The sequence below is a fragment of the Streptomyces sp. NPDC088910 genome (genome assembly GCF_044749865.1).
Taxonomy (GTDB): Bacteria; Actinomycetota; Actinomycetes; order Streptomycetales; family Streptomycetaceae; genus Actinacidiphila.
Genome location: NZ_JBIVIV010000026.1, coordinates 1 through 19039, shown reverse-complemented (window position 1 = coordinate 19039; position 19039 = coordinate 1). Strand labels below are relative to the sequence as shown.

At 72.2% G+C, this 19039-nt stretch carries 15 protein-coding genes; 4 read left to right on the top strand and 11 right to left on the bottom strand.

Translation table 11 applies throughout. The features are described 5' to 3' along the window. Positions 1 to 304 precede the first annotated feature (304 nt). The 8 genes from ACIP4Z_RS35260 to ACIP4Z_RS35225 form a co-directional block, all read right to left on the bottom strand. Positions 305 to 919, bottom strand: coding sequence for a hypothetical protein (locus ACIP4Z_RS35260; RefSeq protein WP_401314633.1), 615 nt, complete (start codon positions 917 to 919; stop codon positions 305 to 307). A gap of 84 nt (positions 920 to 1003) precedes the next feature. Further along, positions 1004 to 2455: an adenosylhomocysteinase gene (gene ahcY, locus ACIP4Z_RS35255; RefSeq protein ID WP_355350085.1), complete on the bottom strand. Its 1452-nt coding sequence runs from the start codon at positions 2453 to 2455 to the stop codon at positions 1004 to 1006. A 236-nt stretch (positions 2456 to 2691) separates the two neighbouring features. Next, a complete protein-coding gene (locus ACIP4Z_RS35250) occupies positions 2692 to 3651 on the bottom strand; it encodes a cation diffusion facilitator family transporter (protein ID WP_391052882.1) in 960 nt (319 codons plus the stop codon). Positions 3652 to 3747: 96 nt separating this feature from the next. Continuing rightward, positions 3748 to 4947, bottom strand: coding sequence for a mannose-6-phosphate isomerase, class I (gene manA / locus ACIP4Z_RS35245; RefSeq protein WP_401314631.1), 1200 nt, complete (start codon positions 4945 to 4947; stop codon positions 3748 to 3750). Positions 4948 to 4951: 4 nt separating this feature from the next. Beyond that, on the bottom strand, positions 4952 to 6088 hold the full coding sequence (locus ACIP4Z_RS35240) for an SIS domain-containing protein (RefSeq protein ID WP_355350076.1): 1137 nt from the start codon (positions 6086 to 6088) through the stop codon (positions 4952 to 4954). 83 nt (positions 6089 to 6171) lie between these two features. Next, positions 6172 to 6351 carry a Trm112 family protein gene (locus tag ACIP4Z_RS35235; RefSeq protein WP_188283872.1) on the bottom strand — a complete coding sequence of 60 codons (180 nt, stop codon included), beginning with the start codon at positions 6349 to 6351 and terminating at the stop codon, positions 6172 to 6174. 370 nt (positions 6352 to 6721) lie between these two features. Further along, the gene (locus ACIP4Z_RS35230; protein WP_401314628.1) at positions 6722 to 8080 is read right to left on the bottom strand and encodes a phosphomannomutase/phosphoglucomutase; all 1359 of its coding nucleotides are present in this window, start codon (positions 8078 to 8080) and stop codon (positions 6722 to 6724) included. A 224-nt stretch (positions 8081 to 8304) separates the two neighbouring features. Further along, a complete protein-coding gene (locus ACIP4Z_RS35225; protein WP_355350091.1) occupies positions 8305 to 8727 on the bottom strand; it encodes a DUF3499 domain-containing protein in 423 nt (140 codons plus the stop codon). 237 nt (positions 8728 to 8964) lie between these two features. On the opposite strand from ACIP4Z_RS35225, the gene ACIP4Z_RS35220 reads away from it, so the two are divergent. After that, entirely contained in the window at positions 8965 to 9408 is a 444-nt protein-coding gene (locus ACIP4Z_RS35220) for a metallopeptidase family protein (RefSeq protein WP_391128880.1), read from the top strand. Between the two features lie 80 nt (positions 9409 to 9488). Here the strand turns inward: ACIP4Z_RS35220 and ACIP4Z_RS35215 are convergent, their stop codons facing one another. From ACIP4Z_RS35215 to ACIP4Z_RS35205, 3 genes are all read right to left on the bottom strand, one after another. Then, the gene (locus ACIP4Z_RS35215; protein ID WP_401314626.1) at positions 9489 to 10952 is read right to left on the bottom strand and encodes a DUF5719 family protein; all 1464 of its coding nucleotides are present in this window, start codon (positions 10950 to 10952) and stop codon (positions 9489 to 9491) included. Beyond that, complete coding sequence (locus tag ACIP4Z_RS35210; RefSeq protein ID WP_401314624.1) at positions 10949 to 14806, bottom strand: glycosyltransferase family 2 protein; 3858 nt, start codon at positions 14804 to 14806, stop codon at positions 10949 to 10951. The genes ACIP4Z_RS35215 and ACIP4Z_RS35210 overlap by 4 nt, the downstream gene beginning before the upstream one ends. A 312-nt stretch (positions 14807 to 15118) precedes the next feature. Next, positions 15119 to 15382, bottom strand: a complete 264-nt coding sequence (locus tag ACIP4Z_RS35205; protein ID WP_031519519.1) for a WhiB family transcriptional regulator — start codon at positions 15380 to 15382, stop codon at positions 15119 to 15121. 631 nt (positions 15383 to 16013) lie between these two features. On the opposite strand from ACIP4Z_RS35205, the gene ACIP4Z_RS35200 reads away from it, so the two are divergent. The 3 genes from ACIP4Z_RS35200 to ACIP4Z_RS35190 are packed head-to-tail and all read left to right on the top strand — an operon-like array spanning position 16014 to position 18845. Next, on the top strand, positions 16014 to 16559 hold the full coding sequence (locus ACIP4Z_RS35200; RefSeq protein WP_401314621.1) for a cysteine dioxygenase: 546 nt from the start codon (positions 16014 to 16016) through the stop codon (positions 16557 to 16559). 13 nt (positions 16560 to 16572) lie between these two features. Next, positions 16573 to 17529, top strand: coding sequence for a 2-phospho-L-lactate transferase (gene cofD, locus ACIP4Z_RS35195; protein ID WP_355350057.1), 957 nt, complete (start codon positions 16573 to 16575; stop codon positions 17527 to 17529). Beyond that, positions 17526 to 18845, top strand: a complete 1320-nt coding sequence (locus ACIP4Z_RS35190) for a coenzyme F420-0:L-glutamate ligase (protein WP_401314618.1) — start codon at positions 17526 to 17528, stop codon at positions 18843 to 18845. Before cofD ends, ACIP4Z_RS35190 begins: the two co-directional genes overlap by 4 nt. Positions 18846 to 19039: the final 194 nt, after the last annotated feature.

The window sequence follows — 19039 nt, the reverse complement described above, 5'->3', positions numbered from 1 at the left end:
ACGCTGTTGAGTTCTCAAGGAACGGAAGCTTCCTTCAGACCGTTTCACCGGCCCTCCGGGCTTTCCCTTCGTCGTGTCTCCGACTTTAGCAGAAGTTCACTGGTCGGAATTACCACTCGCGTTTCGGAGACACGGATGCCCGAACTGAGATTTCTCTCGGCTTGGGTGGTGTGTCTTCGTCGAGCGAAGCGACATGGATCCTAGTCGGTCACCAGCGGACCTGTCCAGCTCGTGACAACCGTTCTAACCTACCTCCCCCCCAACCTTGAGTCAACGGTTCACGGTGAGGAACTTTCAGGCGGCCTCACGCGAAGGTCGACGGAGGGGTCTCCAGGTCTTCCAGCTCGATGCCGGGGGCCGCGAGGACCACGTCCCCGGCGATGTGGACGTCGTGCTGATCGCCGGTCGCGAGGTCGTTGACCTGGTATTCGTCCACAGCCAGCGGCCCGTTGTCAGTGGGGTGTGCTGTCCTGGTGATCAAGGACCAGGACTGGTCCACGGTGAGGGGCGCGAGCACGGGGGGCCGGAATGACACGAGACGTACGCGGGTGGCGGGGCCGCCGGGTTCCAGGCGGAGCAGTCGCGCGGTGGCGATCAGGAACGCGGGCGAGGCACCGGTGAAGGCGTGGGCGGCGGCGTTGCCCTCCTGGGCGTGTTCGCCGGTGGGGTCGGTACGGACCCAGGTGACGCCGTCGAGTGCGGCTCCGCGTACCTGCCAGGCGGACGCGTGGAGTTCGAGTCGGATGGGGCGGCCGAGCTGGTCGAGGGTGAGGTCGACCGAGCCCGCGTGATCGCCGCTGGGGGTGGTGGTCTGCGCGGTGTAGCGCCAGCCGGAGGGGCCGGTGGCGCAGTGGAAGTGTTCTGCACCGAGGGGGGTGTGGTCGTGTGTGTCGTGGAACGAGTAACGGCCTCGGGGCATGGTGGGGTCTCGGTGTCTTTCGGTGTGCCGGTGACGTGCGAGGCCCCCGCCTCGGACGGGAGACGGGGGCCAGCGCGCGGTGGATCAGTAGCGGTAGTGGTCGGACTTGTAGGGGCCTTCGACCTTCACGCCGATGTAGGCGGCCTGCTCCGGGCGGAGCGTGGTGAGCTTGACGCCCAGCGCGTCCAGGTGGAGACGGGCGACCTTCTCGTCCAGGTGCTTGGGGAGCACGTAGACGCCGATCGGGTACTCCTCCGGCTTGGTGAACAGCTCGATCTGGGCCAGGGTCTGGTCCGCGAAGGAGTTGGACATCACGAAGGAGGGGTGGCCGGTCGCGTTGCCCAGGTTGAGCAGGCGGCCCTCGGACAGCACGATCAACGTCTTGCCGTCGGGGAAGGTCCAGGTGTGGACCTGCGGCTTGACCTCGTCCTTGACGATGCCGGGGATCTTCGCGAGGCCGGCCATGTCGATCTCGTTGTCGAAGTGGCCGATGTTCCCGACGATGGCCTGGTGCTTCATCTTCGCCATGTCAGAGGCCAGGATGATGTCCTTGTTGCCGGTCGTGGTGACGAAGATGTCGGCGATGCCGACGACGTCGTCGAGGGTGGCGACCTGGTAGCCGTCCATCGCCGCCTGGAGCGCGCAGATCGGGTCGATCTCGGTGATGACGACGCGGGCGCCCTGGCCGCGCAGCGACTCCGCGCAGCCCTTGCCGACGTCGCCGTAGCCGCAGACCACGGCGACCTTGCCGCCGATGAGGACGTCGGTGGCGCGGTTGATGCCGTCGATCAGGGAGTGGCGGCAGCCGTACTTGTTGTCGAACTTCGACTTGGTGACCGCGTCGTTGACGTTGATCGCAGGGAAGAGCAGCGAGCCGTCCTGCTGCATCTCGTAGAGGCGGTGGACGCCGGTGGTGGTCTCCTCGGTGACGCCGCGGATCTCGGACGCGAGCTGCGTCCACTTCTGCGGGTTCTCCCCGAGGGTGCGGTTGAGGAGGCGGAGGACGAACTGCTCCTCCTCGCTCTCCGCGGTGGCCGGGTCCGGGGCGGCGCCGGCCTTCTCGAACTCGACGCCCTTGTGGACCAGGAGCGTGGCGTCGCCGCCGTCGTCCAGGATCATGTTGGGGCCGCCGGTGGCGGTGTTCGGCCAGGTCAGGGCCTGCTCCGTGCACCACCAGTACTCTTCGAGCGTCTCGCCCTTCCAGGCGAAGACGGGGATGCCCTGCGGGTTCTCCTCGGTGCCGTTCGGGCCGACGGCGATGGCCGCGGCCGCGTGGTCCTGGGTGGAGAAGATGTTGCAGGACGCCCAGCGGACCTCGGCGCCGAGGGCGACGAGGGTCTCGATCAGGACGGCGGTCTGCACGGTCATGTGCAGCGAGCCGGTGATCCGCGAGCCGGCCAGCGGCTGCGCGGCGGCGTACTCGTTGCGGATGGACATCAGGCCGGGCATCTCGTGCTCGGCGAGAGTGATCTCCTTGCGGCCGTAGGCGGCAAGCGAGAGGTCCGCGACCTTGAAGTCGGTGGCGGTGGTGGTCATATGAAGTGCTCCTCGGTGCTGCGGTCGAGGCGGACGTGGATACGGCGCGGCCACGGGGCGTGTACGGGGGTGCCTTCGTGCGGACACACCCGTCCCCTAGCGGCAGCGCAATCCGTCGGAGGCCCTCTCTCCCTCGGCCGGGCATCGCGAGATGACCCGCCCGACCGCCATCAGCAGCGACGTCTGGCTACGACAAAGCTACACCGGACGGGCGGTCCGCCCCAGTGCGCTTCCGGTCACCGGCCGCCAGGAGTCTGGTCCGGGTCGGGGCCCGCGGCGGCGGCCTGCTCGCTGTAGATGTCGGGTTCCAGGTAGACGACGCGGACGAAGGGTTCCGCGGCGCGGATGCGTTCTTCGGCGGCGTCGATGGCGCGGGCGACCTCGGCGGCGGTGTCGTCGTGCTGCACGGCGATCTTGGCGGCGACGAGGAGTTCTTCGGGGCCGAGGTGCAGGGTGCGCATGTGGATGACGCCGGTGACGGTGTCGCCGTCGACGACGGCGGCGCGGATCCTGGCCAGCGAGTCGGGTCCCGCGCCTTCGCCGATCAGCAGCGACTTGGTCTCGGCCGCGAGGACGAGGGCGATGGTGATGAGCAGCAGGCCGATGCAGAGGGTGCCGATGCCGTCCCAGACGCCGTCGCCGGTGGCGAGGGCGATGCCGACGCCGATCAGGGCGAGGACGAGGCCGATGAGGGCGCCGAAGTCCTCCAGGAGGACGACGGGGAGTTCGGGTGCCTTGGCGCGGCGGATGAACTCGGCCCAGGACTGCTTGCCGCGGGTGTGGTTGGACTCCTTGATGGCGGTGCGGAAGGAGTAGCCCTCGGCGATGATCGCGAAGACGAGGACGCCGACCGGCCAGTACCAGTGCTCGATCTCGTGCGGGTGGCGGATCTTCTCGTAGCCCTCGTAGAGCGCGAACATGCCGCCGACGGAGAACAGCACGATCGAGACGAGGAAGGCGTAGACGTAGCGTTCCCTGCCGTAGCCGAAGGGGTGCTCGTCGTTGGCGGCGCGCTTGGCCTTCTTGCCGCCGATCAGGAGCAGCGCCTGGTTGCCGGAGTCGGCGATGGAGTGCACGCCTTCGGCGAGCATCGAGGACGAGCCGCTGAACGCGAAGGCCACGAACTTGGCCACGGCGATGGCCAGGTTGGCGCTCAGCGCCGCGACGATCGCCCGTGTTCCGCCTGACGCGCTCATAGGTGCTGGGGTCCCTTTCGTCGGCCCGGGGTCTGTGTCTTGTCGTACCGGGCGTTGCGGACGCACATTGTTGCAGCCCGTCGGGCTTTTGGTGCGTCAGGCGGCCACGGTGGCCCGGAAGACGGTGCCTTCGCCGGTCAGGGTGGTGCGCTCGCTCGCGGGGACGTACGCCGACTCGCCGGGGGCCAGCGTCAAGGCGGTGCCGTCGCCGTCGCGCAGTTCGGCCCGGCCCGCGGTGCAGAGCAGGATCTGCGGGGTGCCGGAGTCGAGGGTGCGGGCCTGCGCGCCGGGGGCCAGGACGTAGCGGGAGAGCCGGAATTCGTCGATCGGCGCCGCGTACAGCTCTTCGCCGTCGGGGGCGGCCTCGGGGCGCAGGACGCCGGGGTCGCCGGCCTCGAAGCGGACGACGCGCAGGAGTTCGGGGACGTCGATGTGCTTGGGGGTGAGGCCGCAGCGCAGGACGTTGTCGGAGTTGGCCATGATCTCCACGCCGAGGCCGTCGAGGTAGGCGTGCGGGACGCCCGCGCCGAGGTAGAGGGCTTCGCCGGGTTGCAGGCGTACGTAGTTGAGCAGCATCGCGGCGATGACGCCGCGGTCGCCGGGGAAGCTGTGGGCGGCCTGGGCGTAGGCGGCGTAGTCCGCGGCGTAGGGGCTGTCGGGGGTGGACAGCCGGGCGGCGGCCTCGGCCGCGGCGGTGACGGACTCGGCCATCGCCTCGGGTTCCGCGGTGAGGACGGCGGCGAGGACTTCGCGCAGCGCCTTGTCCTCGGGGTGGGCGCGGAGGATGTCGGCGTAGGGCGCGAGGGCGGGGACGCCGAGGCCGTCGATGAGGTCGGCGGCGTCGGTGGGGCGGCGGAAGCCGCACAGTCCGTCGAACGGGGAGAGCGCCACGAGCATTTCGGGCTTGTGGTTGGCGTCCTTGTAGTTGCGGTCGGGGGCGTCGGTCGGGATGCCGCGGGCTTCCTCGTCGGCGAATCCGGCCTTGGCCTGCGCGAGGTCGGGGTGGACCTGGACGGAGAGCGGCGCGCCCGCGGCCAGCACCTTGAACAGGAAGGGCAGCCGGGGGCCGAAGCGCTTGACGGTGGTGTCGCCGAGTTCGGCGCGGGGGTCGGCCGCGATCACCGTGTCGAGTGCGACGGGGCCTTCGCCGCGGTCGATCCGGGAGGGCGCGCCGGGGTGGGCGCCCATCCACAGTTCGGCCTGGGGTTCGCCGGTCGGCGGTGTGCCGAGCAGTTCGGGGATGGCGGTGGTGGATCCCCAGGCGTAGGGGCGGATCGTGTTGGTGAGGCGGTTCATGCGGTCATGATCTCTCAGCCGAGGCGACGGTCAGGTAGACGGTGGCGAAATCCGCGAGGGCGATCAGTTCGGCCGCGGTGTCGAGGGGGCCGCCGGGGGCGGCGGCGATCTCGCTGAGCGGGGTGTCGTGGGCGTACGCCTGCTCGCGGGCGGCGGGGGTGGCGGGTCCGGGCTGCTCGGAGTTCTCCTGGAGGAGCACGATCCGCAGGCGCAGTCCTCCGGGTTCCTCGACGCGGTCGCGGAAGAAGTCCTCGGGGTCGGCGGCCAGGGCGAGGGCGCTGGCCTGGAGGGGGCCGTGGACGGTGAGCGCGGCGGGCAGTTCCGCGGTGAGCGCGGGCTGGCCCGCGCGGGTGCCGAGCACGGTCGCGAAGCGGCGGGCGGCGGTGGCGGAGAGCCGACCCTGGCTCCACAACAGCGGGAGGGCGTCGGCCAGTTCGGCCGCGAGGGTCTTGGCCGGGTTGGTGTACGTGGCGATGGCGGGGCCGCAGCGGGCGGCGACCTCGTCGAGCCGGTCGGCGACGCCGTACAGCGCCTGGGTGGGTGCGCTCAGCAGGCCGATCCGGTCGGCGAGGGCGAGCAGCGGGGCGAGGAGCGCCCAGAAGGCGCCCGCGTCGTTGGCGGGGTCCTCGTCCGCGGGGTCCGCGCCGTTGCCGAAGGGCGCGGCGAACGGCAGGGCCATGCCGTGCACCTGTTCCACGGCTTCGGCGAGCGGCGCCTTGACCGGGGTGACGGCGGCGGCGGTGCAGCCGCGGCGGTAGGCCTGTTCCACGAGGTCGGTCAGGCCCTGCTCGCTGCCCTGCGGGGTGATGAGCAGCAGCAGGTCGAGCGGTCCCGCCCAGCCGGGCAGTGTCCAGCGGGACTGTTGCGGGGTGGGTCCTGTGGGCGGCAGCACCTCGACGGGGCAGGTGCCGGAGCCGAGGGCGACCAGCAGGTCGGCGACCGCGGCGGCGTCGGGTCCGCTGGCCGCGAGCAGGACGGTCCGGGGGCGGCCGTCGGGCCGCAGCGCGGTGACTCCGGCCTCTTCGGCCAGGCGCAGCGCGGTGCGTACGCGGGCACCGGCGGCGGCGACGCCCAGCAGCAGTCCGCGGCTGTCCGCGCGGGCCAGCGCTTCGGGGTCCTCAAGCAGCGACTCGTCGAACAACGCGACCTCCCGGTCGGAAGCGGCCTGGTCAGGGTCGGCGGATGGATGGGGCTGACGGACGGTCCGGCGGTCGTGCGGGGGTGTCAGCGGGGGCGGCGGGCCTCGTCAACGAGGAGTACGGGGATGTCGTCGCGTACGGGGTAGGCGAGGCCGCACGTGTCGGAGGTGCAGACCAGCTCGTTCGCGTCGGCGTCCTCGCGGAGCGGGGCGTGGCACGCCGGGCAGGCGAGGATTTCCAGGAGGCTGGGTTCGACGAGCGGCATGGTGGGGTCCTCCGTGCTGGGTGCGGCGAGCGGCGAGGTGCCACCGCGCGCGGGACTGCGGTCGGGATACGGCGGGCACGTGCTCCGAGCGGTACGGTCCCGGGCCGGGCCGACGGCTCCCGCCGCGTACGTTCTCAGCCTATAGCCGTAGCGCCCGGCCCCGAGTGCGGCCTGTGGATAACTCCGGGCGCGCCCATGCGGTGACCGCGCTCGTACGGTGACGCGCCCATGCGGTGACCGCGCCCGTACGGCGACGGGACCCGTACGACGACCAGGCGTGTACGACGACCAGGCGCGTACGACGGTCGGCCCGCGTAACCCCCGGCCGCGTAGGCCCCACCCCGCGTCGGGCCCGCGAGACCACGCGGGCTCAGGTCCTGACGATCGCCAGGACCTGGTCCCTGACGCGGGCCACGCCCTCCGCGTCGCGCGCCTCGACGTTCAGCCGCAGCAGCGGCTCGGTGTTGGAGGCACGGAGGTTGAACCACCAGTCGGCGGAGGTGACGGTGAGCCCGTCCAGCTCGTCGAAGGTGACGCCGTCCTGGCCGGCGAAGGCGGCGCGGACCGCCGCGGTGCTCGCGGCCTGGTCGGCGACGGTGCTGTTGATCTCGCCGGAGCCCGCGTAGCGGTCGTAGGCGGCGACGAGGGCGGACAGCGGGCCGTCCTGGGCGCCGAGGGCGGCCAGCAGGTGGAGGGCGGCGAGCATGCCGGTGTCGGCGTTCCAGAACTCGCGGAAGTAGTAGTGCGCGGAGTGCTCGCCGCCGAAGACGGCGCCGGAGTCGGCCATTTCCTGCTTGATGAAGGAGTGGCCGACACGGGTGCGCACCGGGACGCCGCCGTGTTCCCTGACCACCTCGGGCACCGACCAGGACGTGATCAGATTGTGGATGATCGTGGCGCCGGGGTGCTTGGCCAGTTCGCGGGCGGCGACCAGGGCGGTCACCGCGGACGGGGAGACGGGTTCGCCGCGCTCGTCCACCGCGAAGCAGCGGTCGGCGTCGCCGTCGAAGGCCAGGCCGATGTCGGCGCCGGTCTCGCGGACCCGCGCCTGGAGGTCGACCAGATTCTTCGGGTCGAGCGGGTTGGCCTCGTGGTTGGGGAAGGTGCCGTCCAGTTCGAAGTACATCGGCACCAGGTCGACGGGCAGCCCGTCGAGGACGGTGGGCACGGTGTGGCCGCCCATGCCGTTGCCCGCGTCCACGACCACCTTGAGCGGCCGGATTCCGGAGAGGTCGACCAGCGAGCGCAGATAGGCGGCGTAGTCGCCGAGCACGTCGCGCCGCACCAGGGTGCCGGTTTCCACGTCGACGGCGGGGACGCCGTTCTCCAGCCACTTCTCCGCGAGCGCGCGGATGTCGGCGAGGCCGGTGTCCTGGCCGATGGGGGCGGCGCCCGCGCGGCACATCTTGATGCCGTTGTACCGCGCCGGGTTGTGACTGGCCGTGAACATGGCGCCGGGCAGGTCGAGTTGCCCGCTGGCGAAGTACAGCTCGTCGGTGGAGCACAGGCCGATCCCGGTGACGTCCGCGCCGCGGGAGGCGGCGCCGCGCGCGAAGGCGGCGGACAGGCCGGGGGACGAGGGCCGCATGTCGTGTCCGACGACGATCGCCGTGGCGTCGGTGACCGTGGCGAAGGCGGCGCCGAAGATCTCGGCGAGCGGCTCGTCCCACTGGTCGGGTACGACTCCGCGTACGTCGTAGGCCTTGACGAGCTGCGACAAATCGGCCACTGCACACCTCTGGTGAACTCTGGTGAAGGGTCGGAACGGCGCCGGTGGGCGGCGCGGTGGAGTTTCCACCACAACCTACCCCGATGGGGTGAGCGGAGTTTTTCGCCGCCGCCGCGACGCGAGGGGTGGCGTCACGGGAGCCCCGAAAGGGTCAACGGGACGGCGCGAGGGGCGGCTTGCGCGGGGTGGGGACCGCGGGTGGGGACGGGAGGTGAGGCCGGCTGCTACTGCTCGGGCGAGCGGAGCACGCGCAGATGGCCGCGGCGGGCCACTTCCAGCGGGTCGATGTCGCGCGGGCCAGGGCCCTGCTGGCGGCGCTCCTGGGGGCGGGCCGCCTCGCGCACCGCGTTGGCGAGCGCTTCGAGGTCGTCGCCGCTGGGCCCGACGGGACCGGTGTCCGTCGCCAGGCGGACGACTTCCCAGCCACGGGGCGCGGTCAGCCGCTCGGAGTGCTCGGAGCACAGGTCGTAGCAGTGCGGTTCCGCGTACGTGGCGAGCGGTCCGAGAACGGCGGTGGAGTCCGCGTAGACGTACGTCAGCGTCGCGACGGCGGGACGGCCGCATGCGGTGCGCGAACAGCGACGTACAAGGCTCACGAGGTTGGACGGTACCGCACTCTTGAGCGGGCCGCGACGACTCTCCGCCAGCTCACCCGGTCGTGTCGTCACGTGCCCCCGGAATCGTGCCGTGTGACGGCCGCCGCGCTGACCTGCGCGGACGGAAAACACATGGCAGGCGCGGCGCGGCGGTGCGGGAGAAGTACGACACGAGGTCACGGCCGTGAAAGGCGGCGGCTGGCGCATATGCGTCTGATCTATGGCCAGATGCTGACTGCGTGGTGTCCGTCCTGTGCGCACCCGGCGGGAGGGCTAGGCTCATCGCTGATGGAAAGCTCGGCACCTCCTCCTTCCGCACCCCGTCCGCGCCACCGCGACCGCCACGGACGTGGGATGCGCGGGCCCATCGCGCCCCCGCAGGTGCCGCTGGCGCTCAGCCGCGCCGACGCCTTCGACGACCTGGTGCGCGACGCCGCCGACCGGCTGGAAAGGCGCTGGCCGCAGCTCGCCGACGTCGAATTCGCCGTCCAGGAGGTGCCCTGGCCGCAGGACACCCCGCCGGCGGACGACGACACGGTGCCGCTGGGCCGTCTCATCGGCGCGGGCAAGGACCGGCCGAGCCGCATCGTGGTCTACCGGCGCCCGGTGGAGATCCGCGCCAAGACCCGCGACGAGCGGGCGCTCCTGGTGCACGAGATCGTCGTGGAGCAGGTCGCGGAGCTGCTCGGCCTGTCCCCCGAGAACGTCGACCCGAAGTACGGCGAGGACTGACACGGCGCGGCGCGGCCCCGACGCGGACCGCCCGCATATGGTGCGGCCCGCGAGGACCGCACCAGGTGCGGGAAAACGCTCTAGTGGTTGAGAATCCCCAGGTCGGCGCGGGCGGCGGGAACATCCACCATGCCGTGGTCGTCGGACATCGGCTGGATCGTGAACATCGGCACCCCGTCCAGCGGGAGCGCCAGCGTCCGTGAGGCGTAGACGCTTCCGCCGGAGACGCGCTCGACGGTCACGGCGAACGTGCCCTTGCCGGACGCGGGCAGCGGCGGCGGGAGGGCGACGGTCGTCCCCGCCTTGACGCTGACCGTCTTCGACACCGGCTCGCCGCCGGAGGATCCGGCCGACGCGGTGATCTTCACACTGGCGTCCTGGCCGACGGCGACCAGCGACAAGGTGGAGCCCTTGGTGCGGTTGTCGGCGACCGTGGAGCGGGTCTCGATCGCCGGGGTGGCGGGCAGGAACGCCATCTCCTGCTTGGCGCCCTTGCCGCGCGTCACCCGCAGGCCCGCCACGACGGGGACCGCCGCGTGGACCTGGCTGGAGGTGATGACCAGCGAACCCGCCTCGCCCTTGGTGAGGTCACCGAGGTCGACCGCGCTGGTCATACCGCTCTTGACGTGCAGCGTCTCGTGTCCCGCCGGGGTGATCGAGCCGGTCGGCGTCGCCAGCTTCAGCGTGAGGTCGGCGTCGTCGGAACCGGCCGCGTACACCACCAGGCGCACGGTCGCGGCGTCGGCGGGGATGCCGGGCAGCACCAGGCTGGTGGCGGGTTCGGCGGCCGGGGTCAGCCAGTCGCTGCCGAGCTTCTTGTCGATGGCCTGAACGGCCGCGCCGACCCGGCCGCTGCGCGCCACGACGTGCACGGTGAGGTCCTGCGCCTTGTCCGCGACCAGGGTGGACAGCAGCACCGGCTTGGCGGACTTGCCCGCCACGGTGACGCCGTCGCCGGTGGACGCCTTCAGCAGGCCGTCCTTGCCGTACAGCTCGATGTCGACGACCGCCGGGGTGTCGTCGGGGTTCACCAGGTGCAGGAAGTCCTGCCGGTCGGGTCCCGTGCTGGCGCCCGCGAACCAGAATTCGCTGTCCGGCGCCACGCAGGACGCGCCGAGCAGGCCGCGGCCCGCCCCGGTGTCCACGACGGTGGTCTGCTGGACGGTCCAGCCGGGCGCGAGCGGCCCGTCGGCCGTACCGATCAGCGCGGGCGCGTCGGGCTTGTCGGTGGAGCTGGTGGCGGGCTTGCCCGCGGCCTTCAGCGGGGTGAGCGCCTTGCCCTTGGGCGTCGCGGGGACCAGTTGCGCGCTGCCGGAGCCGGTCGCGCCCGCCGTCCCCTGCGGGGTGAACGAGGTGTAGGTGGTGTTGGCGAATTCCGACGAGGACGGCGCCGGGCACAGCAGATTGCTGCGCTGTACGGGCAGCCGGGCCGCGGAGGCCACCGGCGCGGTGTCCCGGTCGCCGCCGCCGGACACCACGGCGGCGCCGGTCAGTACGGCCAGGGCGGCGACGGCACCCGCCAGGGAGATCGTGCTGCGGTTCACTGGTGGTCGCTCCCGTCGCGGCGCTGGTCGTCTTCGGCGTAGTACGGGGCAGCCGGGTCGGGGTACGCGGCCGGGTCGTAGGGCTGCTGTCCGCCGTACGGCGCCTGCCCGTCGTACTGCTGCTGCGGCTGCTGCTGGTCGTAACCCGCCGTCTCGTCGTAACCGGCTGCCTCTTCGTGGCCGGTCGTCGCGTACGGGTCGTAGGGCGGCGGGGGCTGCTGCGGGTAGCCGTACTGGTCGGTGTAGCCGACCTGCTGCTGCTCGTACGTGCCCGGCTCCGCCGCGTACGGCTGCTGCCCGTCCCACTGCTGCTGGGCGGGGTCGGTGCCGTAGCCGGGGTCCTGCCGCGGGTAGCCGTAGAACTGCTCGCCGGTGTCGGGGGCAGGCACCGCGTACGGGTCGTAACCGCCCTCAGAGGGGTCGTACGGGGTCTGCGGCGGTGCGTCGGGGCCCGCGTCCTGGCCCTGCCGGCCGTGGTGGGCCTGCTGGGCCGCGTAGGCCGCCTGCTCCTGGCCCTCGGCCTCCGCGGCGTCGGGATCGGCCGCGGCGGCCTCGGCGTCGGCCGCCGCCTGGAGGCGGCGGGCGCGACGGCCCTCGCCCGCACCTTGTGCGGGAATCTGGACGGCGCTGGGCGCGTCGGCCTCCGGCAAGTCGTCGTCGATCTCGCGTCGGCGGCCCGGCAGGGCCAGCACGATGACCACGAGCAGCAGCAGTCCCTGGGCGCCCAGCCAGAAGGTGTGGGTGAACGGCTCCTCATAGGTGACGTCCAGACGGCCGCCGGTGGCGGGCAACTGGAAGCCCTGTGCCCAGCCGTCGACGGTCGTTCTGGGCAGCGCGGATCCGTTCAGGGTGGCGTGCCAGCCGGGCGCGGCGGAGTCCGCCAGGCGCAATACGCGGCCTTCGGGACCCGCGGGCACCGTGGTGTGCGCCTCGACCTTGCCTGCCGCGACGGCGACGGGCTGCGCGCCCTTGCTGGTGATCGCGATCCTGGAGACCGCGTCGTTGACGCGCCACAATTCGCTGCCGTCCGCCTGGCTCACCCGGGACAGGCCCGGGGTGCTGTCCAGGACGCGGCCCACCGAGCGCGGCGCGCCCTTCTGCGCCAGTACGTAGCGGATGGCGTATCCGGTGAGGCGGCTGCCCTGGTCGGCGCCGGAACCCGCCACCAGGTTGGCGACGACGGTGTCGAGTTCGCTGTCGCGGGACGCCTCCGCGGCCAGTTCGGCGTCGCCGATCCGCGCGCCCGCGCCGCGCACCAGGGAGTACGAGATGCGGCCCGCGGTGCCGTTGAGCACCAGGGTGCGGGCCTGGTCGCGGGAGGTGCTCTCCTCGGCGACGAAGGCGGGCACCTGCTGCGGGTCCTGGCGCTTGATGGGGCCGTTCGCGCCGTCGGCGACCCAGGTGAACGCGGCCAGCAGCGGCGCGAGGGCCGCGGCCAGCGCGATCAGGCCCGCGACAGGCTGGCGCCAGCCGAAGCCGCTGGCGGCGATCCGCTCCTTGGCGCCTTCCGCGCCGATCGCGGCGGCGGCCAGCAGGGCGAGACCGTAGACGAGGGTGGCGGGGCCCGCCCACGCCTTGGTGTTCTCTATGACGGCGAAGAGCAGTCCGGTCGCGGCGGCGGCCCAGGCGGCGACGATCGCCGGGCGGCGGGTGTCGCGCATCAGGGCGGCGAGCGCGGCCAGGACGACGCCGATCAGCAGGAAGGCGGCGCCCGCCTTGGGTCCGCCGGGGCTGAGCATCAGCAGGTCGATGCCGGAGACGCCCTTGTCGCCGTACGGCAGTCCCGCCTCGTGCAGCAGGCGTCCGGGGTGCGCGAGCAGCGTCAGCGACCAGGGGGCGAGCAGCACGATCGGGGTGATCAGCAGGGCCGCGAAGCGCAGGAGCTGCGGGACCAGGAGCTGCTGCTGGCCGCGGGCCATGCGCCAGCCGAGGGTGGCGGCGGCCAGTGTCAGGGCGATCGGCCAGGTGACCGGGGTGAAGGCGGTGGTGAAGGTGAGCATCAGCGCCAGCGCCCAGGTGGAGCGCCAGCCGGGCCGTGCGCCGCGCTCGATCGCGCCGTCGCCGAGCTGGAGGCCCGCGGTGCCGACGGCGGCGCGCGCCATCAGCGGCAGCAGGATGGCCAGGACGGCGGTGCCGAGCCGTCCGGTGGCCAGCGCCCCGGTGGCGGCGGGCAGGAAGGCGTACGCGACCGACGCCCATGCGCGCAGCAGGCGCGACTCGACGAGCGGGCGGGAGGCGAAGTAGGCGGTGATCCCGGCCAGCGGCACCGAGGCCACCAGCAGCAGGGTGAGGGTGAGTCCCGTGGAGCCGAAGAGCACGGTCGCGAAGAGCGCGAGGACCGCGATGTACGGGGGCGCGGCCTGGGTGCCGCCGGTGCCCAGCGCGTGCCAGGAACCCGTGTAGGTGCCCCACAGGTCGGAGGCGCCGGGGTCGGCGGGCAGCAGGGCGCCGCCGAAGAGGGCTCCCCCGCCGAGCAGTGAGCGGCAGGCGGCGAGCGAGACGACGAGCAGGACGGCGAAGAGCACGGGGCCCGGCTTGCGGGCGACGCGCTTGAGCCGCGCGAATTGCTCGACTTCCAGGAAGTCGCCGTCCTCGTCGCCCGGTCCGGACTCGACGGACCCGCCGTGGCGTCCCGCGGCGGCGGACGCGGCGTCCGCGCGGCCCGCGATGTTGCTGACGACCTGGTCGACGGTGGCGCGTACGGTCGCGCCGGGCGGCGGGAAGAGCGGTCGCAGTTCGGAGGGCGGTACGGTGCCGCGGCCTCTTCTGCGTCTGGCGGCCAGCACCCGTCCGGGGCGCAGCAGGACGCCGAGCAGTCCGACGATCTCGTCGACGGCCTGTCCCGGCACCTTGCCGACGAGATAGGCGAGCGTGCGCAATATGGTGCCGACGGCGATCCGCAGCATCACATAGGGCAGCAGCGGGCCGCGGGTGTTGGCCAGCAGGGTGTAGACGGCGCCGGCCTTGTCGACGCGGTGCGGGTTGACCGAGGAGCGGCCCGCGCAGTCGACCGGACGGCGCTCGCGGGAGGCGGCCTCGGCGTGCCACATGACGGCGTCGGGGGCGACCAGCACGGTGTGGCCCGCCGCTTGGGCGCGCCAGCAGAAGTCGACGTCGTCGCGCATCAGGGGCAGCCTGCGGTCGAATCCGCCCAGCTCCTCCCACACGTCGCGGCGCACCAGCATGCCCGCGGACGACACGGCGAGCACCGGGCGGGTCTGGTCGTGCTGGCCCTGGTCCTGCTCGCGGCGTTCGAGCGCGGTCCAACGGCGACCGCTGCGGGCGATGCTGACGCCGACTTCGAGGAGCTGCCTGCGGTCGAACCAGCTCCGCAGCTTGGGGCCGATGATCGAGGCGGACGGCGAGGCGTCCGCGGTGCGCAGCAGGGCGGCGAGCGCTCCGGGGTCGGGCTCGCAGTCGTCGTGCAGCAGCCACAGCCACTGGACGGGGTCGCCGTGCGGCTGCTCGGGCTCGTCGTACGCGTCGTCGTTCCAACTGCGGCTGACCGGGTCCCAGCCGCTGCGGCGTCCCAGGTACGGCAACTGCTCGGCGCTGAGCGGCGCGGCGACCCTGGCGGCCTCCTCGACGGCGGCGCCGAAGCCGGTGCGGCGGGCCAGGTGCAGGACGCGCTGGTCGCCGAGGGAGTCGGCGAGCAGCCGCGCGGAGTCGTCCGCGCTGCCGGTGTCGGCGGCGATCACGTCCTGGACAGGGCGGTCCTGGGAGAGCAGGCCGGCGAGGGCTTTGGGCAGCCAGCGCGCGCCGTCGTGCGCGACGAGCACGGCGGTGACGACGTGGCGCGGGAACTCAGGGATGCCGGCCGGGAAGAAGGCCGGTGCTGGGCTGTTCACGGACATCGAGGTTCGGGCCCCGGTTCGCTGGACTGCGGTTGACGCATCGGCCGCCGGCGGCGGGGAACGTCTCGGACGGGCCCCCACACTAACGGCTTACACCGGGGGCTCCGTCCGAGTGTGAGAACAACGGCAGCCCGCCTCCCGTGCCGGTGGGCGCGGAAAGCGGGCTGTACGCGGGCTGGAAGCGGGGTGTGCGGGAGCTGTGATCGGGCCGGTGCGCGGTGCCGCGCGAGGGGTCGGGGGCGCGGTCAGGGCTCGGTCGGCGCCCTGCCGCGGACCCGGTCCTGGGACCGGTCGTCGGCCCGGTCGCGTGGGTCAGACGACGCCCTTCTTCAGGCGGCGGCGCTCCCGCTCGGACAGGCCGCCCCAGATGCCGAAGCGTTCGTCGTTGGCCAGGGCGTACTCCAGGCAGTCGGAACGGACTTCACAGGCGAGGCAGACTTTCTTCGCCTCACGCGTGGAACCGCCCTTTTCCGGGAAGAACGACTCGGGGTCGGTCTGCGCACACAGCGCGCGCTCCTGCCAGCCGAGTTCCTCGTCGGCCTCTTCGGCCAGCAGCAACTGGAACTGCTCGGTCATGCGCGCCCCTCGTCTGTCGTGCTTCCCCGTGATGTTGCCGTCACCATGAGCGGCCTAACGACACGAGTGAAATTACAAGTGTGCCGATCCGGGCCAGTCAAGCCGAGATCTGCTATTGGGCCCGTTATTCACTCCGCTGAACCAAGAGGTGACAGAAAGTGTTGATATCGGCCTAAAATCCGGTATCCGTCAACCATGGTCCCGCCGATCCACCGTTCACACCTCGTCAGACGCCTTGGCGACGCGCCACGTTCCGCCATTCGGGTGAAGCGTTGTGGATCACATTCCGATCACAGAAGCACAACAGCACAACGTGCTCTTCATGCGGTTGGGCACCACATATCCGCACACTTCTGCGCACAAACCTTTCACCAACCCTTCCAGCCGGATCAGGTGAAAGATTCGCGACATTCCGGACATCCGGTTGACAAGGTACGGGCGCGACCGGTCTCCTTGACGGCATGCCTGCTGAGCACCACGCGCCTACCCGGACTCGCCGTCGCGAGTCCCGCTGCGTCGCGCTCGCCCAGAGCTGTTGTCGTTCCTGTTGTTGCCGCTGAGCCCCCTGCCCAGGACCTGTCACGGACCTGGCACCGCCTAGCCACTCGCGCATCACGAGGAACACACCTTCATGTACAGCGATGTCTCGATCGCCGGTGACCCGCTCGCCCTTCCCCACCTGCTCCCCCCGGTGCCGCAACACCCACGCACCGTCGCGGAGTTCGCCGGGCTCGCCCGCTCCATCGCCGCCGACCGCGAGCGATGGGCCCCCCAGGTGCGCTACGACGCCACCACCCGCTGGTACGCGCGGCTGCGCCGCGGACCCGGCTACGAGGTGTGGCTGCTGAGTTGGCTGCCCGGTCAGAGCAGCGGGCTGCACGACCACGGCCTGTCGTCCGGTGTGCTCACCGTGCTCCAAGGCGCACTGCGCGAGCGGGCGCTGCCGGATGCAAGCACGGGCGCCTCGGGCGGCGTCGGCCGCGAGGTCAACCGGGTGCTGTCGGCGGGCGCGCAGCGTGCCTTCGCGCCCGGTTACGTCCACGAGGTCGTCAACGACGCGCTGGAACCCGCGGTGAGCCTGCACGTTTACTTCCCCGGCCTCACCAAGATGACCCCGTACGCCTGCACGTCCGCCGCCCCGCAGGCCGATACCTCACGGGCCGCCGCGGCGGGCTGACAGACTGGGAACCATGCGAATCGTGGTTCTGGCCGGAGGTATTGGAGGGGCGCGCTTTCTGCGCGGCCTGAAGGCAGCGGCGCCGGAGGCGGAGATTACCGTCATCGGCAACACCGGAGACGACATCCATCTGTTCGGTTTGAAGGTCTGCCCCGACCTCGACACCGTGATGTACACCCTCGGCGGCGGCATCCACGAGGAGCAGGGCTGGGGGCGGGCCGAGGAGACCTTCGCGGTCAAGGAGGAACTCGCCGCGTACGGCGTGGGCCCCGAGTGGTTCGGTCTCGGCGACCGGGACTTCGCCACCCACATCGTGCGCACACAGATGATCGGCGCGGGCTACCCGCTCAGCGCCGTCACCGAAGCGCTGTGCGCCCGCTGGAAGCCCGGCGTGCGGCTCATCCCGATGTCCGACGACCGGATCGAGACCCATGTGCTGGTCGAGATCGACGGCGAGCGCAAGGCCGTTCACTTCCAGGAGTACTGGGTACGGCTGCGCGCCTCCGTCCCCGCGCACGCCGTCGTGCCGGTCGGCGCGGAGGGCGCCAAGCCCGCGCCCGGCGTCCTGGAGGCGATCGGCGAGGCGGACGTCATCGTCTTCCCGCCGTCCAACCCCGTCGTCAGCATCGGCACCATCCTCGCCGTGCCCGGCATCCGCGAGGCCATCGCCGAGGCCGGGGTACCGGTCGTCGGCCTCTCCCCGCTCATCGGCGACGCCCCCGTGCGCGGCATGGCCGACAAGGTGCTGGCCGCCGTCGGGGTCGAGTCGACGGCCGCGGCCGTCGCCGCGCACTACGGCTCCGGGCTGCTCGACGGCTGGCTGGTCGACACCGTCGACGCCGCCGCCGTCCCCGAGGTCGAGGCCGCCGGAATCCGCTGCCGGGCCATCCCCCTGCTCATGGACGGCCCCGAGGCCACGGCCCAGATGGCCAGGGAGGCGCTGACGCTCGCCGAGGAGGTACGGGCATGAACGCGCCCCGCTACGAGGTGTTCGCCGTCCCCGGCATCGGCGAGGTGCAGCCGGGCGCCGACATCGCCAAGCTCATCGCCGCCACCGGGACCGAACTCGCCGACGGCGACGTCCTGCTGGTCACCTCCAAGATCGTCAGCAAGGCCGAGGGCCGGATCGTCAACGCCGACGACCGCGAGGCCGCCATCGACGCCGAGGCCGTACGCCTCGTCGCCCGCCGCGGACCCACCCGCATCGTCGAGACCCGGCACGGCTTCGTCATGGCCGCGGCGGGCGTCGACGCCTCCAACACCGCGGCGGGAACCATCCTTCTGCTCCCCGAGGACCCCGACGCCTCCGCCCGGCGCGTCCGGGACGGCCTCCGCGAGATCCTCGGCGTACGCGTCGGCGTCATCGTCACCGACACCTTCGGGCGGCCCTGGCGCGAAGGTCTCACCGACGTCGCCATCGGCGCCGCCGGGGTCCGCGTCCTGGACGACCTCCGCGGCGGTCTCGACAGCCACGGCAACCTCATGTCCGTGACGGTGACCGCCACCGGGGACGAGCTGGCCGCCGCCGGGGACCTGGTCAAGGGGAAGGTCGGGGGGTTGCCGGTGGCCGTCGTACGGGGGCTCGGCCAGGTCGTCGCCGACGAGGGCGCTCTCGCCGACGGCGACGATTCCGGCGCGCGGCCTCTTGTGCGGGCCGCCGCCAACGACATGTTCCGGCTCGGCACCTCCGAGGCCGTACGCGAGGCCGTCTCGCTGCGGCGGACCGTACGGGAGTTCACCGACGACGCGGTCGACCCCGCCGCCGTTCGACGTGCCGTCGCGCTCGCCGTCACCGCGCCCGCCCCCCACCACACCACTCCGTGGCGGTTCGTTCTCCTGGAGTCGGCCGAGACACGGGAGCGGTTGCTCGACGCCATGCGGGACGCCTGGGCGGCGGACCTGCGGCGCGACGGTTTCTCCGAGGAGTCCGTGGCACGGCGGCTTCGGCGGGGGGACGTGCTGCGGCGCGCTCCTTATCTCGTCGTGCCGTGCCTTGTCGCCGACGGGGCTCACGCCTATCCGGATGCGCGGCGGGGGGCCGCGGAGCGGGAGATGTTCGTGGTGGCGGTGGGGGCGGCCGTCGAGAACTTTCTTGTGGCGCTTGTCGGGGAGGGGCTTGGCTCCGCGTGGGTTTCCTCGACGATGTTCTGCCGTGACGTCGTCCGCGACGTCCTTCGGCTTCCCGCCGATTGGGATCCCATGGGGGCCGTGGCCATTGGGCGGCCGGCCGCCGCGCCGGCCGTTCGGCCGGCTCGCGATTCCGCCGCCTTCATCGCCGTTCGCTGAGCCCCCTCCGGGGGGGTGTCTTTGCCCGCCCGCCCACCCGTGCGGGTGCTTTGTCGTCTGCGGGTGCCGCTTGTGCCTGGGTCGGTGCCGGTCCGGGGCACCTCCTCGAAATCCGTATCACCTGGCCTTCGCGCATTCGGTACCCGGCCGTCAACGTATTTCTGCGGGGGCACCCCGGCCCGTCCCCTCCCGGT

Bases quoted from the DNA above. Each gene is read 5' to 3' on its own strand.
- ACIP4Z_RS35205 (WP_031519519.1), bottom strand. From the start codon at position 15,382: ATGACCGAGCAGTTCCAGTTGCTGCTGGCCGAAGAGGCCGACGAGGAA.
- cofD (WP_355350057.1), top strand. From the start codon at position 16,573: ATGCGAATCGTGGTTCTGGCCGGAGGTATTGGAGGGGCGCGCTTTCTG.
- ACIP4Z_RS35220 (WP_391128880.1), top strand. From the start codon at position 8,965: ATGGAAAGCTCGGCACCTCCTCCTTCCGCACCCCGTCCGCGCCACCGC.
- ACIP4Z_RS35235 (WP_188283872.1), bottom strand. From the start codon at position 6,351: ATGCCGCTCGTCGAACCCAGCCTCCTGGAAATCCTCGCCTGCCCGGCG.
- ACIP4Z_RS35250 (WP_391052882.1), bottom strand. From the start codon at position 3,651: ATGAGCGCGTCAGGCGGAACACGGGCGATCGTCGCGGCGCTGAGCGCC.
- ACIP4Z_RS35260 (WP_401314633.1), bottom strand. From the start codon at position 919: ATGCCCCGAGGCCGTTACTCGTTCCACGACACACACGACCACACCCCC.
- ahcY (WP_355350085.1), bottom strand. From the start codon at position 2,455: ATGACCACCACCGCCACCGACTTCAAGGTCGCGGACCTCTCGCTTGCC.
- ACIP4Z_RS35190 (WP_401314618.1), top strand. From the start codon at position 17,526: ATGAACGCGCCCCGCTACGAGGTGTTCGCCGTCCCCGGCATCGGCGAG.
- ACIP4Z_RS35200 (WP_401314621.1), top strand. From the start codon at position 16,014: ATGTACAGCGATGTCTCGATCGCCGGTGACCCGCTCGCCCTTCCCCAC.
- manA (WP_401314631.1), bottom strand. From the start codon at position 4,947: ATGAACCGCCTCACCAACACGATCCGCCCCTACGCCTGGGGATCCACC.
- ACIP4Z_RS35210 (WP_401314624.1), bottom strand. From the start codon at position 14,806: ATGTCCGTGAACAGCCCAGCACCGGCCTTCTTCCCGGCCGGCATCCCT.